Below are 23,310 nucleotides of genomic sequence, written 5' to 3' on the forward strand. Positions count from 1 at the left end.
TGTCGATCTGTGCCCCAGACCGGGCCGAAAATTGTGGGTTTCGAGAACCGGCGCGCAGCGGCCTTTTCGGGCCGTGAGCACCGGAAGCTCAGAAAGTCGCGATTTGCAGGCCGGTTTCGGGCGCAGAGCGGCATAAGTCAGTCCATCCCGAAGAGCTTGGCGGTGTAATGGCTGTCCATATATTCGCGCATCTTGTCGATCTTGCCGTTCGATATCTCGAACACCCAGCAATAGTCATTGTCATAGACCTTGCCGTCGGGAAGGCCGCCGGTGGAGTTGCTCTCCACGCAGACCCAGCCGTCGCGCGAAAACATGTTGTGCACATGAACCTTGGGATCGCCAGGGTTGAACATGCCGCGCACGGGGGCCAGGAACTTGTCGATGATGTCCATGCCGATGTGCTTTCCGGCACCGGCAATGTCCTTCACCTTTGGCTCCCACACGCTGTCATCGTGATAGAAGCCGCGCAGCTTCTCCAGATCGCCGGAGGACAGGACTTCGAAGAAATCGAGCACCAGCTGTTCGTTTGCATTTGCGGCCTTGACCATCACTTCAACTCCTCTTCGCCCAAACCACGGGCAGCATCCGACGGGGCCGGAATATTGGGCATGGCGCCGCCCTGATGCAGCGCCACCATTCCATACCGGCTCATGAACTTCCATGTCCCCTCGGTCTTCACATAGTGATCCTCGAACCCGCCGACATAGATCGCGCCCGATGGCTGCGGCGGCGTGGTGCCTTCGTGGCTGGAGAGCATGGTCAGGTAATTGGTCCCGCGCGCCTCGTTCTCGGAGATCACCTCCACCAGCACATTGGTGACGATGTGGCGCACCAGTATCGGCGGGCGGTCACGGAAGATCGCCTGCACGCGGTCACGCCCGTGATAGGGGTGATCGGGCTGGAACGGCCGCGCCAGTATGCAGTCTTGCGTGAACAGTTCGGCCAGCGCGGCGTGATCGCCGTTATCGGCATATCTGGCGAACAGCAGCGGCAGTTTGCCGCATTCATGCTCGATCAGCAGGCGTTTCTTGTCCTTCATCACTCGGCTCCCCCAGCTTGGGCTTCGGCATCGATTTCAGCAAAGGCTTCATTGACGATGCGGAAGCTGTCCACTGCCGCCGGGATGCCGGCATAGATGCCCACCTGCAGCAGAACTTCGCGGATTTCCTCCCGCGTCAGCCCATTGTTCAGTGCACCGCGTGTGTGGATTTTCAGTTCGTGGCTGCGGCCCAGCACCGCGATCATGGCCAGGTTGATGAGGCTGCGATCCCGGCGCGGAAGCTCTTCCTCGCGTCCCCAGTTCCAGCCCCAGCAATAGGTGGCGACCAGTTCCTGCAGCGGCGCGTTGAAAGGATTGGGATTGGATGTCGCCTTGTTCACATAGGCATCGCCCAGAACCTCGCGGCGGATTGTCATGCCGCGTTCGAACATTTCGGCGCCGGTCATTTCGGAAGGGTTCTTCGTGTCACTCATTGTGTCTATCCTCAAATCCTCATTGCAGCCGGAGATCGGCTGCATCGTCAAATGGGTGGAAATATTCGACGTCCTGCCCGCAAACAGAATGCCCCATCGCCGAGACCCCGGCTCTCCCCTCCAGCCATTTGGAATAGGCGCGAAACAAGGCGATACGCCCCTGCAGATTGTTCACGGAATCTGCTGGGCTGATGAAGGCTGAGCCGCCGAGGAGACCCATCGCCTGCCTGCAGGCCGCATTCTCCGGGAACCCAGCAACACAAATGGTATTGTAGCAGGCCTGGGCCTGACCAACAAAGACCCTCGTCCTTTCAATGCCCGCAGCGTTTTCGGTTTCGAGTTTCCTGGTTTGCCAGCCATCATACAGCATTTGCGCGCCGATGGTCACAGCAGAGACGACGACCGCAAATGGCGCCATTCGTGCGAACCTGGCCAAGCCCTTCATCCGATCACCCCGTAAACCGCATCAATCAGCCGCCTTGCGCGCGGGCCGTTATCGCCCACGGCATGCATCTGGTTGCAGCAGTATGAGAAGCCGAGCTTCGCGTCAGGATCGCCAAAGCCGATCGATCCGCCAAGGCCGTGATGGCCGAAGCTGCGCATGTTGGGCCCCATATAGACTGCTTCCGGGGTGTTGAGCAGCACACCCAGCGCCTGGTGATAAGGCCGGTCCTGCAGCAGCTCCATCTGGTTGTGCTGTTCGGTAATCATCGCTTCGAGCTGGTTCTTCGACAGCAGTGAAATGCCGTCCACCTCGCCCGTGGCCGCGCCATAGATGCGCGCCACGCCCCGCGCATTGCCGTGGCCCGATCCGCTGGCGATCTCCACTTCGCGCCAGCGCGGCGAGTTCATCGTGGCGTGCCATGGTTCGGACGGGTTCTGCAGGAAGGCAAAGCTGCGCAGCACCGCGCCATCCTGCCAGCCTTCGGGCGTGGTCGGCTTGTCCGGCACCGCCTGGTCCTTGGCCGCGAACAGCCGCGCGCCGGTGTTGGGCAGGACTTCGGCGACATGGCTCTGTTCAGCCGCATCCATTCCGCCAATGTTGTATTCCGCATGCAGCGGCCCGGTAACCTTTTCGCGCAGGAACGGCCCCACGGTCTTGCCCGTGACCCGGCGCATGATCTCTCCCAGCAGGAAGCCCTGATTATGCACGTGATAGGCCGCGCGCGTGCCCGGCTGCCACAACGGCTCCTGCACTTCCAGCGCATGGATATAGGCATCGAAATCGAAGAAGCCGCCGGGATACATGGTGTCCGTGGTCAGCACCGGAATGCCCGCGCGGTGATCGAGGCACCAGCGCACGAGGATGTCCTCTTTTCCATTCTGCGCGAACTCCGGCCAGTAATGCGCCACCGGCTTGTCGATATCGATCAGCCCGGCATCGACACACATGTTGAAGGCAATGCCGGTCACGCCCTTGGCCACACTCATCATGCAGACGGTGGAATGCTCGTCCCATTGCTGCGTGCGGGCGGAATTGGCCCAGCCGCCCCAAAGGTCGACCACGGTCTCGCCATCGATGACGACAGAGCAGCCCGCGCCCAGCTCCTCCTCTTCGCGGAAATTCTCGATGAAGGCGTCCACGGCCGGGCGGAAACGTTCATCATAGCGGCCCTTCAGCGGGAAGCTCCCGCCGCGTGCCTCAATCGTTTCGCTGAATTCCGCCTGCGACAAACCGTATCTCCCCAATATCGTGGTCTTTGCGACTCTAACGTACGTTACAACTAGGGAAGTGAGTCCACATGCGAAAGTGGCTTTGCAGCTTCAATTGCAATCGGCCATGATATGCGCCGGGAGAGTGTGATGCATGATGTGATTATCGCGGGCGGCGGGCCAACCGGCTTCCTCACCGCGCTGGGTCTGGCGCAGGCGGGCTGCGACGTGCTGCTGCTGGAAGCGGGCGATACCATTATCGATAGCCCGCGTGCGGCGGTCTATCACTGGTCGCTGCTGGACGGGCTGGAGCGGCTGGGCATTCGCGAGGAGGCCGAGGCCACCGGCATCGTGAAGGATGACTATACCTGGCTGATCAAGCGCACGGACGAGCACATCCGCTACCGGCTGGATGTGCTGGGCGATGTCACCCCGTTCAATTACAACATCAACATGGGTCAGGACGTGCTGGCCGGAATCGCCAGGGCGCGGCTGGAGAAGCTATCCAATGCCGAGATCCGCTTTGGCGCAAGGGTGGAGACGCTGGCGCAGGACGACGCCGGAGTAACGGTTACGCTGGCAGGTGGTGAGGAATTGCGCGCCAAATATGTGGTGGGCGCAGATGGCGCGGGCAGCACGGTGCGCGGGTGCCTGGGCCTGACATTCGATGGCTTCACCTGGCCGGAGCGCTTCGTTGCCACCAATGTCTATCATGACTTTGCCGGCGCTGGTTATGGCCTCTCCACCATGGTGGTGGACGAGAAATGGGGCGCGGTGATCGTGATCATCGCCCGCGATGGCCTGTGGCGCTGCACCTATATGGAAGATGCCTCACTGCCGGAGGAGACCTATCTCGACCGCCTGCCCGCCGCTTACGAGCACCTGCTACCCGGTAAGGATGGCTACCGCCTGTCCAGCGCCGCGCCTTACAAGATGCACCAGCGCTGCGCCTCCACCTTCCGCAAGGGCCGCGTGCTGCTGGCGGGTGACAGCGCGCATGTCACCAACCCCACCGGCGGCTTTGGCCTGACCACCGGCCTGTTTGACAGCTATGCGCTGTGGCCCACGCTGGCCGCCGTGGTGCTGGAAGGCGCGGACCCGGCGCTGCTGGACGTGTGGGCCAAGGAACGGCGCGACGTGTTCCTGGACAAGACCAGCCCGATGGCGATCCACTACAAGGACTTCCTGTTCCACGCCTTCCGCGGCGATGATGCGAAATTGCAGGATGCCGTGGCCGGAATGCGCCGGATGCAGAACGATCCCGACTATTGCCGCGAGCGGCTGATGTTCACCAAAGGGCTGGAGACGACCAGTCCGGCGGAGCGGTGATGGCTTTCCAAAGGTTCAGATTAGGGCTGCTGAATGATCATTTACTCTACCAAAACCCCGCCCAGAATGCTCTACCAAAGGCTCGTCATCGGTTTGATAATCATCACATTATTCATGCTGATGTATATCCTGCCTCTGTTCATGAATCGTGCAATTTCTGAAAAGTGGCTCGCCGACTTTTTGATTATTTGCGGTATTTTTTCGACATATTTGGTGATCATGCAATTCGCGCACAAAAACTACCGCGTGCGCGTTGATGAGGATTTTGTATGTTGGCGGAAAGTTGGCTTCAACCGCTCAGAAAAATCCGAGATCGCAGTTGGTCTTGGCGATTTTTCCGCACTGGTCGCTGAGGTTGGCACCCATGGCATGAACCCATTCGAAGCAGTGTTTCTGTTTCAGGACGCTGAGGAAACGCCAAGCATCACTCTGTCTCGGCAATATTTGCGCGACGCTGACATTGCCGAGCTGTTGCAACTTATCATCGCCGAATCCGACCCGGTCTGCGATCCGCTGTTGCTGGAATTTATCGCCAATCAATGAGTATCCGGATACTTCGGATCAATCCAGATACGCAATCGTCCGCAGCTCCACGCTCTGCCTAGGGGCGGCTCCAGCCAGCGCGGTGGTATCCTGAAAGGCGGAGTGCGCGGTGAACTGCACCGCGTCGCGCTCGGAGTCGAACAGCTTGAAGGCCAGCGCCTCGCTCGGCTGCATCTGCGGCACCCAGTACCATTTGTGCTCCGGATTGTAGGCCAGGTTGAAGCCCCATAGCGAGCGCGATGCGCCGCCGAGGCCGCCGATGATCTCGCTGTCGAACAGGTCGTCACGCGTCACCGTGCGCGCATCGCACAGGGCCAGCGGGGCGCTTTCGACCGGCAGGATCGGCCGCCAGACGTTGATCAGCATGTGCCGCTTCGCCAGCCGCCGCTCTGCCTCTTCCGCAGGCAGCAGGTCGCGCGTGTAGTCGGCCACGGTGCGTGCGCCGTAATCGACATGGGCGCCGAATGCGGGCTGGTTGTGGCCGTGGGTGCCACTGGCACTGGTGCGGATGATCGGGCCGAAGCTGACCACCTTGTCCGCCCCGGTCAGCGCTTGCACCAGTGCCTCGGTCTGGCGGCAATAGGTGGCCAGCTGGTCTGCATCGGTATAGTCGGCAATGCCGCTGGACCGGTCCACCAGCACGAAGCCGTTGCGCTCCAGCGCCAGCTCTTCTGAGTGCGGGCGCAGGTCGTGAATCGTGATCTGCCGCTCGTCTCCGGGCCAATAGCTGCGCTCGCGGTCGCCCGCATAGAAAGTCGCCTTCTCGCCGCGCACGACATATTTCATCGTGGTTTGCACGTCGCGGGTCTGGGTGTGGGTCATGCTGGCATCCTTGGCGGTCTTATTCTTTTGACGGACCTTATTTAGCACCATAGCCTTGCGTGCAAGCCGCCATCGAGCGGCATGGGAGAGGGAGGCCAAGGGGCCATGCACGTAGTCGATCCGCGTATCGTGATGCGCGAGCGTCCGATGAACCTGAAGCAATACGGCGTGGTGGCGCTGTGCGTGCTGATCAACATGATCGACGGGTATGACATTCTGGCACTGGCGCAGGCAGGCAGCGCGCTGAAGACCGAATGGGGCATGAGCGATGCTGCGCTGGGCACATTGCTGGCCATGAACCTGGTCGGCATGGCGGTGGGCGCGCTGGGCGTATCGCCGGTGGCGGACCAGTGGGGCCGCCGCCCGGCGATGCTGATCTGCCTGCTGTTCATGAGCATCGGCATGGCGATATCCGCCGGGTCTGACGGCTTCCTGGTGATGGCGACGGGCCGCCTGATCACTGGCATCGGCATTGGCGGGATGACCAGCACCGCAGGCACTCTGGCGCTGGAATATGCCAGCCAGAAGCGGCGCGAATTTGCCACCAGCGCGGTGGCGGCGGCCTATCCCGTGGGGACCATCATCGGTGCCTATGTCGCGGTGGCGGTGCTCGACACCTATGGCTGGCGCGGTATCTTCTGGGTGGGCGGATCGCTGTCTGCCATCCTGTTCCCGATCGCCTTCATCTGGCTGCCCGAAAGCCTCGACTTCCTGCTGACGCGCCAGCCCAAGGGCGCGCTGGAAACCACCAACAAGGTTCTGCGACGCATGCGCGTGCCGGAGATTTCACAGCTTCCGCCGCGCCCGCAGGATTCGACCGAAGGCTCCACCGCGCTGAGCGAAATCCTCCAACCGGTTCACCGAAACGAGCTGATCTTCAAACTGTTCATCGCCCATGCGCTGAACATGTTCGCCTGGTATTTCATCATCAACTGGGGACCGCCGCTGGTGGCAGAGGCAGGCGCGTCTGACGCGCTGGGCGCGCGCTATTCGGCGTGGGTTTCCTATGGCGGGATCATCGGCGGCCTGTCCGCGGGCTTCTTCTGCGGCGTGGTGGGCGTGAAACGGATGATGTGGCTGACGATGGTCAGCCTGGCCATACTGATCACCCTGTTCGGCATGTTCGTGGGCAATCCCGGTGCGCTGCTGATCATCGCCCCGCTGATGGGCGCGGCGCTGTTCGGCTCCGCCGTCGCCAACTGGCTGACGATTGCCTATGCCTTCCCGCCCTATCTGCGCGCCACCGGGCTGGGCTTTGCCACCACGGCGGGCCGCGTGGGATCGATCTTCGGACCGATCGTGGGCGGCGCACTGCTGGGCACGCGCGAGGCCCCGCTCGACCTTGGCTTTGCCACCATCGACATCAGCATGAGCGTGGCCGCAGTCTGCGCAGTGATGGCGGTTCCGGCGATCCTGTCAGCCCTGACCTTCAACCGCGCACGGCGGGTAGAGCCGGGACGCTAGCGAGGGCTGTCAGAACCGTTCCGGGCGGTCAGGAGTGGAAGGCGGCCACGGCGGGGCCGCTGTCGGTATATTCGCGCATGCGGGCGATCTTGCCGTCTTCATCGAAGGTGAAGACGAAGCAGAAGTCGTTCACATAAGAACCGCCCCTGATCAGCGGGCTGTCACAGGCGGTCATCACCACCACGTTGTTGCCATCGATCAGCGTGCCCTGATGGGTGAAGCGAATGCCGTCCACCAGCAGTGAGCGCGCGCCATCCAGCAGCGCCGCCAGCTGCGATGGCTCCATCCATCCCTGCCCCGGCAGCCAGATTTTCGCACCCTCGGCGAAATAGCCCAGCATGGCCTTGGTATCGAGCGCGCGCACGCATTCCAGATAGGCAAGCGCTGTCTTTTCCGGATCGAAGCTCATGCAGCCATTCCTTCTGTCTTGCGCGCCAGTATGCGCGGATTGGTTTCGGCCACGAACAGCGCCACCAGGCCGCCCAGCGCGGCCAGCCCCAGTTGCACATACAGCGCCACGTCGAGCGAGTAGCTGTCTGCCAGCCGCCCGGTGATAGGTGGCAGGGCAAAGCCGCCGAAGATCTCTCCCACCGCCACAACCGCGCCCATGGCGGTGGCGGCGCGCACACGGCCCAGCGTTTCCGCCGGGATGATGCCCATGAACAGGGGGAAGGAGCCAAGGCCCATCCAGCTGACAAACAGTAGCGCCGCGAGCATGGGCGCGGGACCCTGCACCCACAGCAATGTGGCGGGCGCGATCATCATCAGCGATACGAACAGCACCAGCGCAGGCTTGCGTCCCACGCGCTCTGAAAGCAGGCCAGCCAGCACCGCGCCCGCTGCCGGCGAGAAACCGATGGTGGCCATGATGTTGCTCCATGTTGCAGGAGCGATGCCGCGCGGGCCATCAAGGTAGAGCGGCATGAAGATCGATCCGATCACCACCGTGCCCACCCCGAAGATGCTGACGATCGCACACAGCAGGATATTGCGGGTGGCCATGAGCGAGCGCATTTCGCGCAGTTCGCGCATTACCAGTGCGCCAATGCCCAGCGATGCAGCGGATTTGCGGGCGGCCACCGTTGCGGGATCAGGCTCCGGCTCTGAAATCTTGCGCCAGATGATGGCGGCCAGGATCAGGCCGGGCACACCGGCCAGGAAGAAGGCCATCCGCCAGTCATAGGCCTCGGCGATGCGCACCAGCACGATAGGGGCGAGCGCTGTGCCGATGATCGAACCGAACACGTTCTGGACGATGCCCGCGTTCAGGCCCTTGCGGCTTTCTGCCGAGGCGGCGACCATGATCGCCAGGCAGATGGGCAGGAACGGCCCCTCCGCCGCGCCCATCACGATCCGGCTGGCCAGCAGCGAACCGAAGCTCCACGCCAGGCCGGACATCATCGAGCAGAAGGAGAAGATCACCAGCGCCGCAATCAGGAACGGTTTGCGCCGGCCGATCAGATCGGACCAGCGGCCCACGAAATAGGCGCCCAGCGCCCAGGTCAGCGACAGGCCGGAGCCGAGCCAGCCCAGTTGTTCATTGCTCAGGCCCATGTCGGCCTGCACCGCAGGGCCAAGGAAGGTCATGGACATGCGATCGAAATAGGCAAAGCCATAGGCCAGACCCAACAGCAGCAAGACTGTCAGCTCATAGCCTCTGGGAAATTTGGTCCCCTTGTTTTCGCTCATGAATTTCCCTCCCCAATGAACGTTTATGGCCGAGTTTCAGCCATTTGGACCTGTTGTGCAAGCGCAACATTGGTCAATCTGGCTATGCGATTGCTGCTGAAACCGGTGCTTTTTGTGTTGCTTGATTACGACAATGGCCACGCAATGGAATGGTTTTCTGCCTAGATGCCCTTGCTCCGACCCAAACTACAGCTAGAGATGCACACAGGGAGAGGAGACGGTCGGCTTCTTTGCGAGTCTGGCATGCTTCCTCCTTACCGGTCTTAGAGCACAGCTGTTTAAAGGCGTGCCAGGACACAATCGTAACACCAAGCGAGCGCCTCTTTCGGGTCTCGCCAGGGGAGGATGCCTGATGAAGTTCAAGACGCTCAGCGTTGCGTCGTCGCTTGCCATAGTGGCAAGCATGGCCGCGCCAGCATATGCTCAGGACGCCGAAGGTGATGAAGGTGCGCGCACCAACACCATCGTCGTGACTGCGGAATTCCGCGAAACCAACCTGCAGGACACGCCAATCGCCATTACCGCCGTCAACGCGGAAATGCTCGAAGCGCGCGGCCAGACCGACATTGCACAGGTCGCCGCACAGGCACCGAACGTAACTCTCAAGCCGCAGCCCCAGAACGGTGGCTCGGGCCTGATCGCCTTTATTCGTGGCGTCGGCCAGGTCGACTTCAACTACGCGCTCGATCCGGGTGTGGGTGTCTATGTCGATGACGTGTTCATCCCGACGCTCTCCAGCTCGCTGCTGGAACTGATGGATCTCGATCGCATCGAAGTTCTGCGCGGTCCGCAGGGCACGCTGGCTGGCAAGAACTCCATCGGTGGTTCGATCAAGCTGTTCAGCGCCCGTCCTGAAGGCAGCGGCGAAGGCTATCTGCGCGCAACCTACGGTTCTTTTGACCGTATGGAACTGCGCGGCATGGCCGACTTCGAAGTGGCTGATAATCTGTTCGCCCGCGTATCCGGCTTCGGCCGCAGCGTGGACGGCTATGTCACCCAGCTCGATTACGGCCTGACCCATCCGGGTTCCAACGTTCCCAGCAACAATGCTCGTGGACGCGGCAACCCTGACAACACCACGATGGGCGGTTCCAACACGACTGCTGGTCGTATTGCGCTGCGCTGGGTTCCGACCGATCGCCTGGAAGTGAACATCTCGGCTGACTTCTCCTCCACCAAGGGTGAAGCTGGTCCGACCGTTCTGCTGGCTGCCGGTAAGGCAACCGGTGGTGCGACAGCGTTCGATCCGTTCTCTGACAATCCTGCCGCAAGTGTCGGCAATGGCATTGCCGGAACCGAGATCTATAACGATGATGATGAGCTCGTCGGTTACGGTGCTTACGAATCGCTGCCTTGGCTCACGGGCCTTGATGGCGACGCTGTTCCGGTAAACTGCGCCTTCGTTCCGAACGGCCCATACAGCTGCGACAACATCGGCAACGCCTTTGGTGATCCGGGCTTCATCGCATATTCCAACTTCCTGGATGCGCGCACCCCGACTTCCCAGGCGCCTTACAAGCCCTATTCTGCCTTGCAGAACCAGGACTTCACCGGCTGGGGCATTCACAGCAATGTCACCTATGATCTGATGGACGACCTGCAGGTTGTCTGGATCAGCTCCTGGCGTGAATATGAATCCAAGTGGGGCCAGGATCAGGACGCAACTCCTGTTCCCGTGGCACAGCTGGACAACCAGCTGAACCACCGCGCATGGAGCCAGGAACTGCGCCTGAACTTCGAACTCGCCGATGGCATGGTCGAAGGTACGGTTGGCGGCTTCCTGCTTGATCAGGCTGGCGAATATACCGCGCGTGTTGACCTCAACTACGCTGGTATTGACTTCATCCACGGTCCGGACACCACGCCCAGCACGACCAAGGCAATCTTCGGTACTGCTACGCTCCATCCGACCCCGGATATGAGCATCACCGGTGGTCTGCGTTATACGAAGGACAAGAAGGTCTACACCTACTTCCGGTCCAACCCGGATGGGTCCTATCCCTTCGATGACTACAACCCGGAAACCGATGGTCCGCCGATCTGCGAATACTTCTACGGTGCCGATCCTGACTTCGGTGGCCCGGTTTCGCTTGGCAACACGCCTAACTGTCTGCTGACCGGCCTGTTCGGCCTGTCTGACTCCTTCCGGGGTGATCGTTTCGACTGGCGTGTCTCGGCCGACTACCGCTTCTCCGACGAGTTGCTGATGTATGCGTCGGTTTCGACGGGCTTCAAGGGCGGCGGTGTTAACCCGCGTCCGTTCTTTGGTCCTTCGGCCGGTAGCTGTGACCCTGCAGAGGGTTATGTCGGCGGTCCGTGTAACCAGCTGAAGTCGTTCAATCCTGAAACGATTGTCACGTACGAAGTAGGCTTCAAGGCCGACTTGCTTGACCGTCGCCTGCGCTTGAACGGTGCTGCATTCTACAATGATTATTCCAACATCATTCTGCAGCTCTCGGCTTGCCCGGCATCTCCCTGCCTCCAGCCCAACAACGTCGGCTCTGCCGAGGTCAAGGGCTTCGAGCTCGAGTTCGCAGCCTTCCCGGTTGACGGTCTCTCGTTCGATGGTGGCCTGTCCTACCTGGACTTCCAGTATGATACGGCTTCGGTCGCTCCTGCTGGCCTGACCGGTAACGAGGTAACGCCTTACACGCCGGAATGGACCTACAGCCTGGGTGGTCAGTACGACTATGAAATGGACGCCGGTACGGTCATGTTCCGTGTCGACGGTGCGTATCAGTCGGCTATCTACACCGACAGCTTCAACACCAGCTGGAGCAAGATCGACGGTTACTTCGTAGCCAACGGTCGCATCGGCTTCACCACTGCTGATGAAGAGTGGAACGTTGCTCTGGAAGTCCAGAACATGTTCGACAAGTACTACTTCAACAGTGTCAGCGACGTTACCGGTTCGCTCGGCCTGGTTACCGGTGTGCCCGGCCTGCCGCGCACCTGGTCACTGTCCGTCGGACGCCGCTTCTAATCGGATATGCCCCCGCCTCGTGCGGGGGCAGATTCGGTCCGGAAGGATCACAAGAAAAAGGGGCGCGGATCACATCGATCCGCGCCCCTTTTCTTATGCCTGCCTTTCGCGTGGAGGCATTGCTGCCGTCACACCGCGCTTGGCCGGTGCTATCCTGAATTCAGCCTTTCGCGCATTTCCTTGCCCGGCTTGAAATAGGGTACGCGCTTGGCCGGCACTTCCACCGCATCCCCAGTGCGCGGATTGCGGCCGAGGCGCGCATCGCGTTCCCGGGTGGAGAACGTGCCGAAGCCGCGCAGTTCAACCCGTCCGCCTTCGGCAAGACGCGCAGAAATTTCCTCGAAGAAAACATCGACAACCTGCTCGATTTCCTCAGGACGCAGGTCCGGATTGTCTTCGGCGAGTGATTGCAGCAGTTCGGATCTTATCATTTCCGTCCCTTTCGGCCCGGCGAAAGCCAGACACATATTGCCAAGCTTGCGGCATACCCGACCCGATGGCATGCCGACATGATCGTGAACATGACAGAAGTGTGTGCCCTGCGCAATTGTCGAGTTTTTACAAGTCCTGCGCGGCGCATTGGGACGCGCTACCAAGCCTTGAGACAGGCCCGCTACAGGTGATGTCAGGCGCTGCGAGGCGCTGCGAGGCGCTTCAGGCCAGGTCGGTCAGCTCTGCAAGAGAGATATCAAGCCGTTCCATCTTGCGGCGGATTTCGGGCCATTCTTCCTGCAGGAAGATATCCCTTTCCGCATTGCGCAGCTTGTCTGCCGCCCCTTCGCGAACGAACATGCCCACGCCGCGCTGCACGCGGATCAGACCGTCTGCCTGAAACTGCTGATAGGCCTTGGCCACGGTCAGCGGGTTTGCGCCCTGGTCCGCAGCGAAGGCGCGCACCGATGGCAGCATCCCGCCCTCGGCATACTCCCCCTCGATAATCGAGGCGGCAATCCGGTCGCGCAGGCGGAGATATACGGGCTTGGTTTCGCTCATGTCAGGTGATGCAGTGCCATAATACAGCGTGTCGGGTCAAGCTGCATGCGGCAGGCCGCCCGGTTTCGCATGCAACAAAACAGGCTTCACAGCCGCGTTTCTGCCGTTAGGGTGCCACGCTTGGCGCGCGCAAAGCGCCTGACAAAGGGGCTGGGGATCGCAATGAAAGACATGGGCCGATGAAAGAGCTGGCACTTTGGAACGAGGGCGACTGGGTCGCCGCCATCGCCGCGGTCATTCTTGCCGCCTTCCTGGTGGCAGGCGGATTGATCGCCGCCAGCCGCCAGCCGGAACCACTGGGCCATCCCAAGGGCCTGTACATGCTGTTCTTCGCCGAGATGTGGGAGCGGTTCTCCTATTACGGCATGCGCGCCCTGCTGATCTTCTACCTGACCCAACACTGGCTGTTCAGCGATGGCGAAAGCACGGTGATCTACGGCGCCTATGGCAGCCTGGTCTATATCACTCCGGTTCTGGGCGGCTGGCTGGCAGATCGCTATCTGGGCCAGCGCAAGGCAGTGTTGTTTGGCGGCGTGTTGCTGGCGATGGGCCATCTGTTCATGGCCTTCGAAGGCACGGGCGGACAAGGCGATTCCACGATCAACATATTCTGGCTGGCACTGGCCCTGATCATCGTCGGTTCCGGTTTCCTGAAAGCCAACATCTCGGTGATGGTGGGCCAACTCTACACGCTCACCGATGGCCGGCGTGATGCAGCCTACACAATCTTCTACATGGGCATCAATGTGGGCGCGGCGGCAGGTACGATCCTGGTCGGCTATCTCGGTCAAACCATTGGCTGGGCCTTTGGCTTCGGACTTGCCGGAATCGGCATGGTCGCGGGCCTGATCGTCTTCGTGCTGGGCAAGGGCCTGCTGCGTGGAGCGGGTGAAGCGCCCCACATGCTCGCCAGGAGCAAGGAAATCACGATCTACGTTGCCGCAATTGCCTCGGTGGGCCTGATGTGGGGTCTGATCCAGTACCGCGACGTGATCCAGACGCTGCTGATCGTGTCGGGCGTGGGCCTGCTGGGATATGTGCTTTACGAGGCGTTCAAGCTGCCCAAGCAGCCACGCGAACGCATTTTCGCCATCCTGTTCCTGATCGCCCTGAACCCGCTGTTCTGGGGCCTGTTCGAACAGGCCGGCGGCAGCCTCAACCTCTACACCGATCGCTATGTGGAGATCGGCAATGTGCCGTCATCGGTGTTCCAGTCGATCAACCCCATTTACATCATCCTGTTCGCCCCGCTGTTCGCCATGCTGTGGCAGTGGCTGGGCAAGCGGGGGCTGGAACCTTCCGCCCCGGCCAAGTTCGCCCTGGCATTGTTCCAGGTGGGTGCGGGCTTCCTGGTGTTTGTCTGGGGTGCGAACACCGTCGGCCCCGAAGTGATGACCCCGGTGCTGTTTGTCTTCCTGATCTACCTTTTGCACACCACGGGTGAGCTGTGCCTCAGCCCCGTTGGCCTCTCCGCCATGAACCGCCTTGCCCCCAGTTTCATGGCATCGTTAATCATGGGCGCATGGTTCTACATGACCGCAGTGGGCAATTTCGTCGGCGGCAAAATCGGCGAAGCGACCGGCGGCGAGGGCGGCGAGATGAGCCGCGACCTGGTGCTGACAGTCTACAACCAGATAGGCTGGGTGGCGATTGGCGTGGGCGCGGTGGTGCTGGCGCTCAGCCCGATTGTGAAGCGGTGGATGCACCTCGATACGCTGGAGGACGACAATGTGGGCGATGACCTGCTGGGCCAGAGCGAAGTGGGTGAACCGTCAGCCGGCGGCATGCATCCGGAGGTGCGGGGGTAGGGTTAGGCCCGTAGTCTGCTGCTGATAGCCTGCCTGCACATGGGTGCGGGCAAGCCAGTCAGGCACTCCTAGGCCCGCGCTTCTTCCACGCCGGCGCTGTTGTGGCGCAATGCATTGAGCACGGTTTCCACGATATGCGGGGCATTGAGGCCGGCCTGCTCATATTGCTTTTCAGGCGTGTCGTGATCCTGGAAGATATCGGGCAGGCGCAATGTGCGGATCTTCAGGCCGCCATCCAGCAGCCCCTCGTCACTGGCCAGCGTCAGCACGTGGGCGCCCAGCCCGCCGATGGAGCCTTCCTCCACCGTCACCACCACTTCATGGGTGGTGGCCAGCTTGCGGATCAGATCTGCATCCAGCGGCTTGACGAAGCGCAGGTCCGCCACCGTGGTGGAAAGGCCCTTGGCCACCAGCGTATCAGCCGCAGCCAGCGCTTCTGCCAGACGCGAGCCGAGCGAAAGGATGGCCACCTTGCCGCCCTTTTCGTCCCCGCGAACAATCCGGCCCTTGCCGATTTCCAGCTTTTGCGGAACCTCCGGCATGGCCGCGCCCACGCCATTGCCGCGTGGATAGCGGAAGGCGATGGGGCCATCGTCATATTCGGCGGCGGTATAGGTCATGTGGACCAGCTCCGCTTCATCCGAAGGGGACATCACCACCATGTTGGGCAGCGTGGCCAGATAGGTCAGGTCAAAACTGCCCGCATGGGTTGCGCCATCCGCGCCCACCAGTCCGGCGCGATCGATGGCGAAGCGTACCGGCAGGTTCTGGATCGCCACATCGTGCACGATCTGGTCAAAAGCGCGCTGCAGGAAGGTGGAATAGATTGCCGCAAATGGCCGCATGCCCTGCGCGGCAAGGCCGGCGGCAAAGGTCACACCGTGCTGTTCGGCAATGCCGACATCAAAGGCGCGCTCAGGATGAGCGGCGGCGAATTTGTCCACCCCGGTGCCCGAAGGCATGGCGGCGGTGATGGCGCAGATCTTCTCATCGCTTTGCGCCAGCATCGCCAGCGTTTCCCCGAATACGTTCTGATAGGCGGGCGGTCCGGCCTTGGACTTGGCCTTTTCACCCGTCACCACATCAAACTTGGGCACGCCGTGATATTTGTCAGCCGATTCCTCGGCCGGGGCATAGCCCTTGCCCTTTTGCGTCACGACATGGATCAGCACCGGGCCTTGTTCACTGTCGCGGACATTTTCCAGCACCGGCAGCAGATGGTCCAGATTATGGCCATCGATAGGGCCGACGTAATAGAAGCCCAGCTCCTCGAACAGAGTGCCGCCGGTCACCATGCCGCGGGTATATTCCTCTGCCTTGCCGAGCGACTGGTGCACCCGGCGTGACAGCTTCTTGGCCAGCTTGGAGGCGATCGAGCGCAGGCCGAGATATTCGCTGCTGGAGATCAGCCGCGCCAGATAGGCCGAAAGCCCGCCCACCGGCGGCGCAATCGACATGTCGTTGTCATTCAGGATGACCACCAGCCGGTTGCCCGCCTGTTCGGCATTGTTCATCGCTTCATAGGCCATGCCCGCGCTCATCGCGCCATCGCCGATCACCGCAATGGCCTTGCCCGGATTGCCGGTCAGCTTGTTGGCGACGGCAAAGCCAAGCCCTGCGGAAATGGAGGTGGAGCTGTGCGCCGCGCCGAACGGATCATATTCGCTTTCAGACCGCTTGGTGAAGCCGGACAGCCCGCCGCCCTGGCGCAAGGTGCGAATCCGGTCGCGCCGCCCGGTGATGATCTTGTGCGGATAGGCCTGGTGGCCAACATCCCAGATCAGCCGGTCCTGCGGCGTGTTGAACACATAGTGCAGGGCCACGGTCAGTTCGACCACGCCCAGGCCCGATCCCAGATGCCCGCCGGTGGAACCGACAGCATCGATCATCTCGGCGCGCAGTTCATCTGCCAGTTGCCGCAATTGTGCGGGTTCCAGCTTTCGCAGATCCAGAGGAGTGTCGACCTGGTCGAGCAGCGGAGTTTCGGGCCGTAAAGTCATTACAGGGTCTTACAACCACCAACCCAAGCTGTCGATGAACGAGAACGTGGCATTCAACCGGCGCATTCTGAGCATAGTCCGCGCAGCTCCACCACCGGGCGCACATCGGAAAAACCGGCCTTTTGCCCCGCTTCGCGCAGGGCGGTGGTCAATTTGTCATCATCGAAATGGTCTGCCTGGCCGCAATCATCGCAGATCAGGAAGATGCAATCATGCCGGCATCCGGGATGGCTGTTGGCGAGATAGGCGTTGGCGCTTTCAATCCGGTTGGCCAGATTCGTGCGCACGAACAGGTCCAGGATTCGGTAAACGCTGTTGGCCGCAACGCGCTTGCCGCGGTTCTGGCCGACCAGTTCGGCAATGTCATAGGCGCTGGCAGGGCGTTCCTGCGCGGCCAGAGCGCGAAACACATCCGCGCGCATGGCTGTCCACTGCTCACCCGCCTGCGTGAGGACCTGTTCAGCCTCCTCAATCAGCCGGAGGCCCGAATGTTCGTGATGCTTGTGACCCGTCATCGCACCGATATAGGTGCAGCTTCCCCCATGGGCAAATGCCGCGGCGTTTATCCGGTGCGGAAAGTGCTGCGGTACAGCTGCGGGAACTCTTCGCGCAGTGCCTCCACCTTGGGAGCATCCCAACGGCGGATATAGGGATTGGTGGGATTCCTGAGCGAGAAATCCTGATGATATTCCTCCGCCTCATAAAAAGCGCGCGGGTTCTCGATCGCCACCACGATGGGCCTGTCCCACACCCCGCTGCGCCCCATTTGCGCCAGGTAAGCCTGCGCCACGGCGCGCTGTTCGGCGTTCATCGGGACGATGGCGGAGCGATACTGCGTGCCGTGATCGGGACCCTGGCGGTTGAGCAGGGTCGGATCGGCACCAACCGAGAAGAGGATTTGCAGCAGCTGGTCATAACGGACCACAGACGGGTCATAAACCACCTTCACCGCCTCTGCATGACCGGTCACGCCAGACGATACCAGCGAGTAGCTCGCCTGCTGCTGTGTGCCGCCGTGATAGCCCGATACGGCGCTTTGCACGCCGCGCGTGTGGGAGAAGATCGCCTCGATCCCCCAGAAGCAGCCTCCTGCGAAAATGGCGGTCTGCAAGCCGCTCTCATCCGCCTGCCTAGTGGCGACGGGCGCGTTGAAGACCTCTTCAGCGGAAGAGGGCGTGGCGGTGATGGCTACGCCGGCAAGCGCGGCGGCAAGGAGTGCGGCTTTGAACTTCATCATGAACCTCCAAGGTGTGGGAGGATATTCGCGGCAAGTACCACGGCAGTTACACCGAAGCCGAGAAGGAATGAACGATAAAGTTCGGCGGTAAACAGACCCATGGGAAATTGCTTTCTGCGAATTCTTTATTGCACCCTATGTAGGCACGAATGTCTTGCATGCGGCTGAACAGGCGCAAACTCGCCGCAGCGCTGCGTCGCTTCATCGTGATTCGGGCGGGGAAGCAGGCTTTGCGGCCCCGAAAGGCCGGTATCACAGGCCCGATATCAGAATTCCTGAAGCTTCAGCGCAGCAGTGGCGCATCAGTGGAGCATCAGTGGCGGAAATGGCGCATCCCGGTGAAAACCATCGCCAGGCCCGCGTCATCGGCCGCCTTGATCACCTCGTCATCGCGCATCGCGCCACCCGGCTGGATCACGACGCTGGCACCGGCTTCCAGCGCCACTTCAATGCCGTCGGCAAAGGGCAGGAAGGCATCGGACGCCATCGCGCTGCCAATGGTGCGCGGATTGTCCCAGCCGGCGGTCTGCGCCGCTTCGCGCGCCCGCGCGGCGGCGATGCGCCCGCTGTCACGCCTGTTCATCTGGCCAGCGCCAATGCCAGCCGTGGCGCCATCCCTGGCAAAGACGATGGCATTGGACTTCACGTGCTTGGCCACTTTCCAGGCGAACAGGCAATCGGCCAGTTCTTGTGCACTGGGCGCGCGCTTGCTGACCACTTTCAGGTCACCCGGTCCGATATCGCCCGCATCGCGCGATTGCAGCAGCATGCCGCCGGCAATGGATTTCATCTGCAGGCCGGGACGCGCGGCATCGGGCAGATCTTCCACCAGCAGCAGGCGCAGGTTCTTCTTGGCGGCAAAGGCCGCGCGCGCAGCATCGTCCGCACCCGGCGCGATCACCACTTCGGTGAAGATCTCGCAGATCGCCCGCGCGGTTTCTCCATCCAGCGGGACATTGGTGGCAACAATCCCGCCAAAGGCAGACACGCTGTCGCAGGCCAGCGCCTCGCGCCAGGCTTGCAGCAGGGACGGTGCCTGGGCCACGCCGCAGGGGTTGGCATGCTTGACGATCACCACCGCCGGATCGCCGCCGGCAAATTCCGCAACCAGTTCCAGCGCCGCATCGGCATCGTTGTAATTGTTGTAGGACAGCTCCTTGCCCTGCACCTGCTGCGCCTGCGGAATGCCGCGCGCGCCCACGCTCTGCGGCAGATAGACCGCAGCCGTCTGGTGCGGGTTTTCGCCGTAGCGCAAAGTGTCCTTCAGGGTGAAAGCCAGCGGCAGCTTGTCGACAAAGGGCGTGGCTTTCAGCGCGTCTGGCCCCAGCGGATTGGAGAAGGCATCGGCAAAGGCGAACCAGTTGGCGATGGCGGCATCATAGCTGGCGGTCTTGGCAAAGGCCTTGCCTGCCATGCGGATGCGGAAGGCGAGGCTGGTGGCACCGTCCTGCGCGTCCAGCTCCGCCAGCAGTTCTGCATAGTCGGATGGATCGGTGACGATGGTCACGAAACCATGGTTCTTGGAGGCGGAGCGGACCATTGCCGGGCCGCCGATATCGATGTTCTCGATGATCTCGTCCCGGCTCGCCCCGCGCGCCACGGTCTGTTCGAACGGGTAGAGGTTGACCACCAGCAGATCGATCGCGCCGATCCCGTGGCTGTCCATCGCGGCCTTGTGCTCGGCATTGTCGCGCACGGCCAGCAATCCGCCATGCACCACCGGGTGCAAGGTCTTGACCCTTCCGTCCATCATCTCGGGGAAACCGGTCAGGTCAGAAACGTCTTTCACCTCCAGCCCGGCATCGCGGATCGCCTTGGCAGTGCCGCCGGTGGAAACAAGCTCCACCCCATTGGCTGCCAGCGCGCGGGCCAGTTCCACAATACCGTCCTTGTCGGACACTGAGAGGAGCGCCCGTTTGATCGTAACCTGTGTCATGTCGTGAATTTCTATCCCATTCTCTTCAGCAGCCAGCTGAAATTGCCGCCGCCGCGCGAAGCGAGTCCCTGAATCACCAGCTGCTCTACAGGATGCGGGCGTCCATCGCCATCGACCCACAGGCTTTCTTCAGTTTCCAGCTTTTCTGCCCCGGTCATGAATTGCCAATAGCTGCCATCGGGCAGCGATAATGTGGCGCCGCGCCCGTTGTCGGCCAGCTTGAGGGTCACCTGCGGGCCAAGATGGAAGCGCAGGGCATAGGGCACCTTGCCGCGCTTGCCCTTGCGGCCGGAGGGGACCAGCAGGTCCTCCCCGCGCAGTTCACTGCCATCGTCGCGCAGGATCAGGATGCGGCGGTGGATCAGGCCAAAACGCGTGGCATAGCCATCATGGCTGGCCTCGATCCTGGTGGCCCCGCCATTGTCCAGCTTGATCGTGCGGCGGTCCACCTCCACTTCGCCCACGCCCGTTCCCAGCTTGCCGTTGATCAGCACGGCGGTGGAATTGGCATCGCCCAGCACCAGCGTGGAATGGGCAGCAGTGGCGCGCAGGCCCTGTTCGATGCGCACCGGCACCTGCCCGCCCGCCAGTGCGGAGCCGCCGCAATTGACGATCAGCCGGTGATCCCCGTGCGAGAGTTCGAACGCCAGCGTGGATGCGCAACCATTGCGGGCATGGCGCGCCAGCGGCGGCGGCGAGGTATCGAATTGCAGGATCGCGGGCTTGGCGGCGATCCGTTGATAGCCCCATTGGCGCGCATCGCGCAGCGGGCGGGCGCGAATGCCGCTGGCCTTCACCAGCGCCTCTATCCGCTCCGCCTTCACCGCGCCGGAGCCCTGCCAGTTGCCCAGCGAGCCATCGGCATGGGTCAGCGCCAGCAGCGGCGGCACCAGCAGCGCCTGCATTGTCTCTATCGCCTGAGGAGGATCGCGCCGTACCGCGCGGTAACAGGCGGTAACGTCGATCAGTGCCGCGATCACATGCATCTGCGCCACCGGGCTGCGTGACAACACGCCGCCATCGTCGCCCACCAGTTCTCCCAGAGCGCGCACCAGTCCCGCTTCGCCAAACAGGCGGCGCGGCTTGCCTTCGGGCAGCAGCAAACCGGCGGCGATTATCGCGCACCAGCCGATCACCTCGCCATGACGATCGTCGGCGCGGGTAACGTTGCGATCCAGCCAGCGCGCCGTATCGGCCATCGCATCCAGCACTTGCTGGCGCAGCGCCTTGTCCTGACCCGACAGGATCAGCGGCGCATGCACCAGCCATGCAAGCAGGCGGTGCCCGGCATTTTCGACCTTCCACGCCGCGCCCTTGTCGGCGGACTTGTTCGCCTGCATCCACGCCTGGAGGATACGCTCTGCCGTGGCATTGCCTTGCGGACGCGGGGCGCAGCAATCGAGATCACGCAGCCACGAGAAGCCCTGCACCGCGCGCTCAAAAGGCGGGGTCAGCTTGGCGACAGACGCGAAATCGAGCTGCGCGATCGGCGCCTTCACCCCGTGGACAAGGAAATGGCCTGCCCGCAGCGCCATGCCGGCAACACGGTCCCCCTCCAGCGGCGTTTCCACCGTGGCCAGCAGGCGCGGGCGCAGCGGCTTGCGGAAAGGCGCGGACAAGGTGGAGCCGGGAACACCCAGGCGATAGGCAAAGCGCAGCAGCCGTTCACCGGCGCTGATGTCTGGCGGGTTGAAATCGGACAGCGCCAGTTCGCGCCCTGCCCCCACCGGCGCGTCTGCGGAATAGTCTTTGGCCATGTCTGCGGGCATATCTGCGGACATATCTGCGGACATATCTGCGGACTTGCTGGCAATGGCGCTTTTCAGAGCCAGTTCCTCTGGTCGATCATCATCAAGGGGTATCGCCATTTGCATGGGTCCTTCCCGCAAACCATCATCGGAATCCCCATCCGAGCCATGATGCAGCCGGGTGGAAAGATCGTCCATGCCTAGCAGCCCTTCAGCGCGGCGATGTTGGCGGCGTAGCAATCTGGCCCGCCCTTGAAGGTGGCGGAACCGGCAACCAGCACATCCGCGCCCGCATCCACGCAGCGGCGCGCATTGTCGGCTGTTACCCCGCCATCCACTTCGATCAGGACATCGTGCCCGCCCTTGTCGATCATCTTGCGCACGGCCTCGATCTTGCGCAGCTGGCTTTCGATGAAGCTCTGCCCGCCAAAGCCGGGATTGACGCTCATGATCAGTACCAGGTCGATTTCCTCGATCAGATAGTCGAGCATCTTGGCAGGCGTTGCCGGATTGAGCGAAATGCCCGCCTTCTTGCCCAGCGCCTTCACCGCCTGCACGCTGCGATGGACATGCGGTCCCGCTTCGGGGTGCACGGTGATGATATCGGCACCCGCATCGGCGAATTGCTCGATCCACATATCGACAGGTGAGACCATCAGGTGGACATCGAAGACCTTCGCGCTGTGCGGTCGCAGCGCCTTCACCACCGCCGGACCGATGGTGAGGTTGGGGACATAATGCCCGTCCATCACATCGACATGGATCCAGTCTGCCCCGGCTGCATCCACGGCGCGCACCTCTTCACCCAGCCGGGCGAAATCGGCGGATAAAATCGAGGGCGAGATGAGTGGTGATTTCATGATTGCCATAATGCGATAGGCTGCGGCGAATCGGCGAACAAGCTGGGCGGGGGACATTTTCCACACAGGGGCCATTCTGTGCCCGAATATTTACACGCGGCTGACGGCATTCTTCACATGCTGTTCAGTGGCAAATATCCAATAACCGGCGCAAACAGGGGTCAAACCCTGCGCGATTGCACGGCAAGACCCGGCGGGGTCAGTGATCGCAATGGTCGCGAGTTTGAAACAGGATTATTCATGCGTCTATCTGTTCGTAATGGCTTTGCAGCCCTGATGATTGCCATTGCGGGCGTTTCGCTTGCGGTTCCGGCCTATGCGCAGTTCCGCCAGGAAATCCGCAACGATCCCGCACCCTGCCGTGGCAGCGGGCCTGCCATCCGCATCAATGTGGCCGGTGTCAGCAACTCCAATGGCGTAGTGCGCGTACAGCTGTATCGCGGGATCGAGTCCGACTGGCTGGAAAGCGGGCGGTGGATCTATCGCATGGAAGCCCCGGCGCGGCAGGGCAACATGAGCTTCTGCATGCCCGTTCCGCAGGCCGGCACCTATGGCATTGCCGTGCGCCATGACGTGAACGGCAATGGCAGCACCGATATCCGCACAGACGGCGGGGCCATGTCCAACAATCCCAATCTGAACATCTTCAACCTGGGCAAGCCCAATTATCGCCGCACCCGCTTTGATGTCGGCAACAGCGTGATCACGCTCAATTTGCAGATGCGCTACCTGTAAGGCGCGCCAGCAGGCTGCTTAGCCAGACCGGGTCAGC

The 23,310-nt window shown here is 61.8% G+C and carries 22 protein-coding genes; 6 read left to right on the top strand and 16 right to left on the bottom strand.

Features of this window, described 5'->3' with window-relative positions:
* Positions 1–137: 137 nt before the first annotated feature.
* The 5 genes from GRI32_RS07055 to GRI32_RS07075 are packed head-to-tail and all read right to left on the bottom strand — an operon-like array spanning position 138 to position 3,147.
* Complete coding sequence (locus tag GRI32_RS07055; protein WP_160590698.1) at positions 138–548, bottom strand: nuclear transport factor 2 family protein; 411 nt, start codon at positions 546–548, stop codon at positions 138–140.
* Positions 548–1,039: a nuclear transport factor 2 family protein gene (locus tag GRI32_RS07060; RefSeq protein ID WP_160590699.1), complete on the bottom strand. Its 492-nt coding sequence runs from the start codon at positions 1,037–1,039 to the stop codon at positions 548–550. Before GRI32_RS07060 ends, GRI32_RS07055 begins: the two co-directional genes overlap by 1 nt.
* Positions 1,039–1,473, bottom strand: a complete 435-nt coding sequence (locus GRI32_RS07065) for a carboxymuconolactone decarboxylase family protein (protein WP_237437431.1) — start codon at positions 1,471–1,473, stop codon at positions 1,039–1,041. Before GRI32_RS07065 ends, GRI32_RS07060 begins: the two co-directional genes overlap by 1 nt.
* A 19-nt stretch (positions 1,474–1,492) precedes the next feature.
* Positions 1,493–1,891, bottom strand: a complete 399-nt coding sequence (locus GRI32_RS07070) for a hypothetical protein (protein WP_160590700.1) — start codon at positions 1,889–1,891, stop codon at positions 1,493–1,495.
* 23 nt (positions 1,892–1,914) lie between these two features.
* On the bottom strand, positions 1,915–3,147 hold the full coding sequence (locus tag GRI32_RS07075) for a serine hydrolase domain-containing protein (protein ID WP_160590701.1): 1,233 nt from the start codon (positions 3,145–3,147) through the stop codon (positions 1,915–1,917).
* Positions 3,148–3,276: 129 nt separating this feature from the next.
* On the opposite strand from GRI32_RS07075, the gene GRI32_RS07080 reads away from it, so the two are divergent.
* A complete protein-coding gene (locus GRI32_RS07080) occupies positions 3,277–4,455 on the top strand; it encodes an FAD-dependent oxidoreductase (RefSeq protein WP_160590702.1) in 1,179 nt (392 codons plus the stop codon).
* A 33-nt stretch (positions 4,456–4,488) separates the two neighbouring features.
* On the top strand, positions 4,489–4,998 hold the full coding sequence (locus tag GRI32_RS07085) for a hypothetical protein (protein WP_237437432.1): 510 nt from the start codon (positions 4,489–4,491) through the stop codon (positions 4,996–4,998).
* Positions 4,999–5,016: 18 nt separating this feature from the next.
* Here the strand turns inward: GRI32_RS07085 and GRI32_RS07090 are convergent, their stop codons facing one another.
* Positions 5,017–5,820, bottom strand: a complete 804-nt coding sequence (locus GRI32_RS07090; RefSeq protein ID WP_160590704.1) for a CmcJ/NvfI family oxidoreductase — start codon at positions 5,818–5,820, stop codon at positions 5,017–5,019.
* Positions 5,821–5,925: 105 nt separating this feature from the next.
* On the opposite strand from GRI32_RS07090, the gene GRI32_RS07095 reads away from it, so the two are divergent.
* Complete coding sequence (locus tag GRI32_RS07095) at positions 5,926–7,284, top strand: MFS transporter (RefSeq protein WP_160590705.1); 1,359 nt, start codon at positions 5,926–5,928, stop codon at positions 7,282–7,284.
* Between the two features lie 28 nt (positions 7,285–7,312).
* Here the strand turns inward: GRI32_RS07095 and GRI32_RS07100 are convergent, their stop codons facing one another.
* Positions 7,313–7,693 carry a nuclear transport factor 2 family protein gene (locus tag GRI32_RS07100; protein ID WP_160590706.1) on the bottom strand — a complete coding sequence of 127 codons (381 nt, stop codon included), beginning with the start codon at positions 7,691–7,693 and terminating at the stop codon, positions 7,313–7,315.
* Entirely contained in the window at positions 7,690–8,973 is a 1,284-nt protein-coding gene (locus GRI32_RS07105) for an MFS transporter (protein WP_160590707.1), read from the bottom strand. Before GRI32_RS07105 ends, GRI32_RS07100 begins: the two co-directional genes overlap by 4 nt.
* Before the next feature lie 403 nt (positions 8,974–9,376).
* On the opposite strand from GRI32_RS07105, the gene GRI32_RS07110 reads away from it, so the two are divergent.
* Positions 9,377–11,956 (top strand): TonB-dependent receptor, encoded by a 2,580-nt coding sequence (locus GRI32_RS07110; RefSeq protein WP_237437433.1) that lies wholly within the window; start codon positions 9,377–9,379, stop codon positions 11,954–11,956.
* A gap of 149 nt (positions 11,957–12,105) precedes the next feature.
* On the opposite strand, the gene GRI32_RS07115 is transcribed toward GRI32_RS07110, so the two are convergent.
* On the bottom strand, positions 12,106–12,387 hold the full coding sequence (locus GRI32_RS07115) for an integration host factor subunit beta (protein ID WP_160590709.1): 282 nt from the start codon (positions 12,385–12,387) through the stop codon (positions 12,106–12,108).
* A 223-nt stretch (positions 12,388–12,610) separates the two neighbouring features.
* Entirely contained in the window at positions 12,611–12,949 is a 339-nt protein-coding gene (locus tag GRI32_RS07120) for a GntR family transcriptional regulator (protein ID WP_160590710.1), read from the bottom strand.
* Positions 12,950–13,128: 179 nt separating this feature from the next.
* Here GRI32_RS07120 and GRI32_RS07125 point away from each other — a divergent pair, with 179 nt between their 5' ends.
* Positions 13,129–14,757 carry a peptide MFS transporter gene (locus GRI32_RS07125; protein ID WP_160590711.1) on the top strand — a complete coding sequence of 543 codons (1,629 nt, stop codon included), beginning with the start codon at positions 13,129–13,131 and terminating at the stop codon, positions 14,755–14,757.
* Between the two features lie 68 nt (positions 14,758–14,825).
* Here the strand turns inward: GRI32_RS07125 and dxs are convergent, their stop codons facing one another.
* From dxs to rpe, 6 genes are all read right to left on the bottom strand, one after another.
* Positions 14,826–16,757 carry a 1-deoxy-D-xylulose-5-phosphate synthase gene (dxs, locus tag GRI32_RS07130; RefSeq protein ID WP_160590712.1) on the bottom strand — a complete coding sequence of 644 codons (1,932 nt, stop codon included), beginning with the start codon at positions 16,755–16,757 and terminating at the stop codon, positions 14,826–14,828.
* Between the two features lie 53 nt (positions 16,758–16,810).
* Positions 16,811–17,272 (bottom strand): Fur family transcriptional regulator, encoded by a 462-nt coding sequence (locus GRI32_RS07135; protein ID WP_160590713.1) that lies wholly within the window; start codon positions 17,270–17,272, stop codon positions 16,811–16,813.
* A 47-nt stretch (positions 17,273–17,319) separates the two neighbouring features.
* The gene (gene msrA / locus GRI32_RS07140) at positions 17,320–17,994 is read right to left on the bottom strand and encodes a peptide-methionine (S)-S-oxide reductase MsrA (RefSeq protein ID WP_202385974.1); all 675 of its coding nucleotides are present in this window, start codon (positions 17,992–17,994) and stop codon (positions 17,320–17,322) included.
* Between the two features lie 313 nt (positions 17,995–18,307).
* Positions 18,308–19,930 carry a bifunctional phosphoribosylaminoimidazolecarboxamide formyltransferase/IMP cyclohydrolase gene (gene purH / locus GRI32_RS07145; RefSeq protein ID WP_160590714.1) on the bottom strand — a complete coding sequence of 541 codons (1,623 nt, stop codon included), beginning with the start codon at positions 19,928–19,930 and terminating at the stop codon, positions 18,308–18,310.
* Positions 19,931–19,941: 11 nt separating this feature from the next.
* Entirely contained in the window at positions 19,942–21,798 is a 1,857-nt protein-coding gene (locus GRI32_RS07150) for a heparinase II/III family protein (protein WP_202385975.1), read from the bottom strand.
* A gap of 80 nt (positions 21,799–21,878) precedes the next feature.
* Entirely contained in the window at positions 21,879–22,538 is a 660-nt protein-coding gene (rpe, locus tag GRI32_RS07155) for a ribulose-phosphate 3-epimerase (protein ID WP_160590716.1), read from the bottom strand.
* A gap of 276 nt (positions 22,539–22,814) precedes the next feature.
* Here rpe and GRI32_RS07160 point away from each other — a divergent pair, with 276 nt between their 5' ends.
* On the top strand, positions 22,815–23,273 hold the full coding sequence (locus GRI32_RS07160; protein ID WP_237437434.1) for a DUF2141 domain-containing protein: 459 nt from the start codon (positions 22,815–22,817) through the stop codon (positions 23,271–23,273).
* Positions 23,274–23,310: the final 37 nt, after the last annotated feature.

Source organism: Alteraurantiacibacter aestuarii, assembly GCF_009827405.1.
GTDB lineage: Bacteria > Pseudomonadota > Alphaproteobacteria > Sphingomonadales > Sphingomonadaceae > Alteraurantiacibacter > Alteraurantiacibacter aestuarii.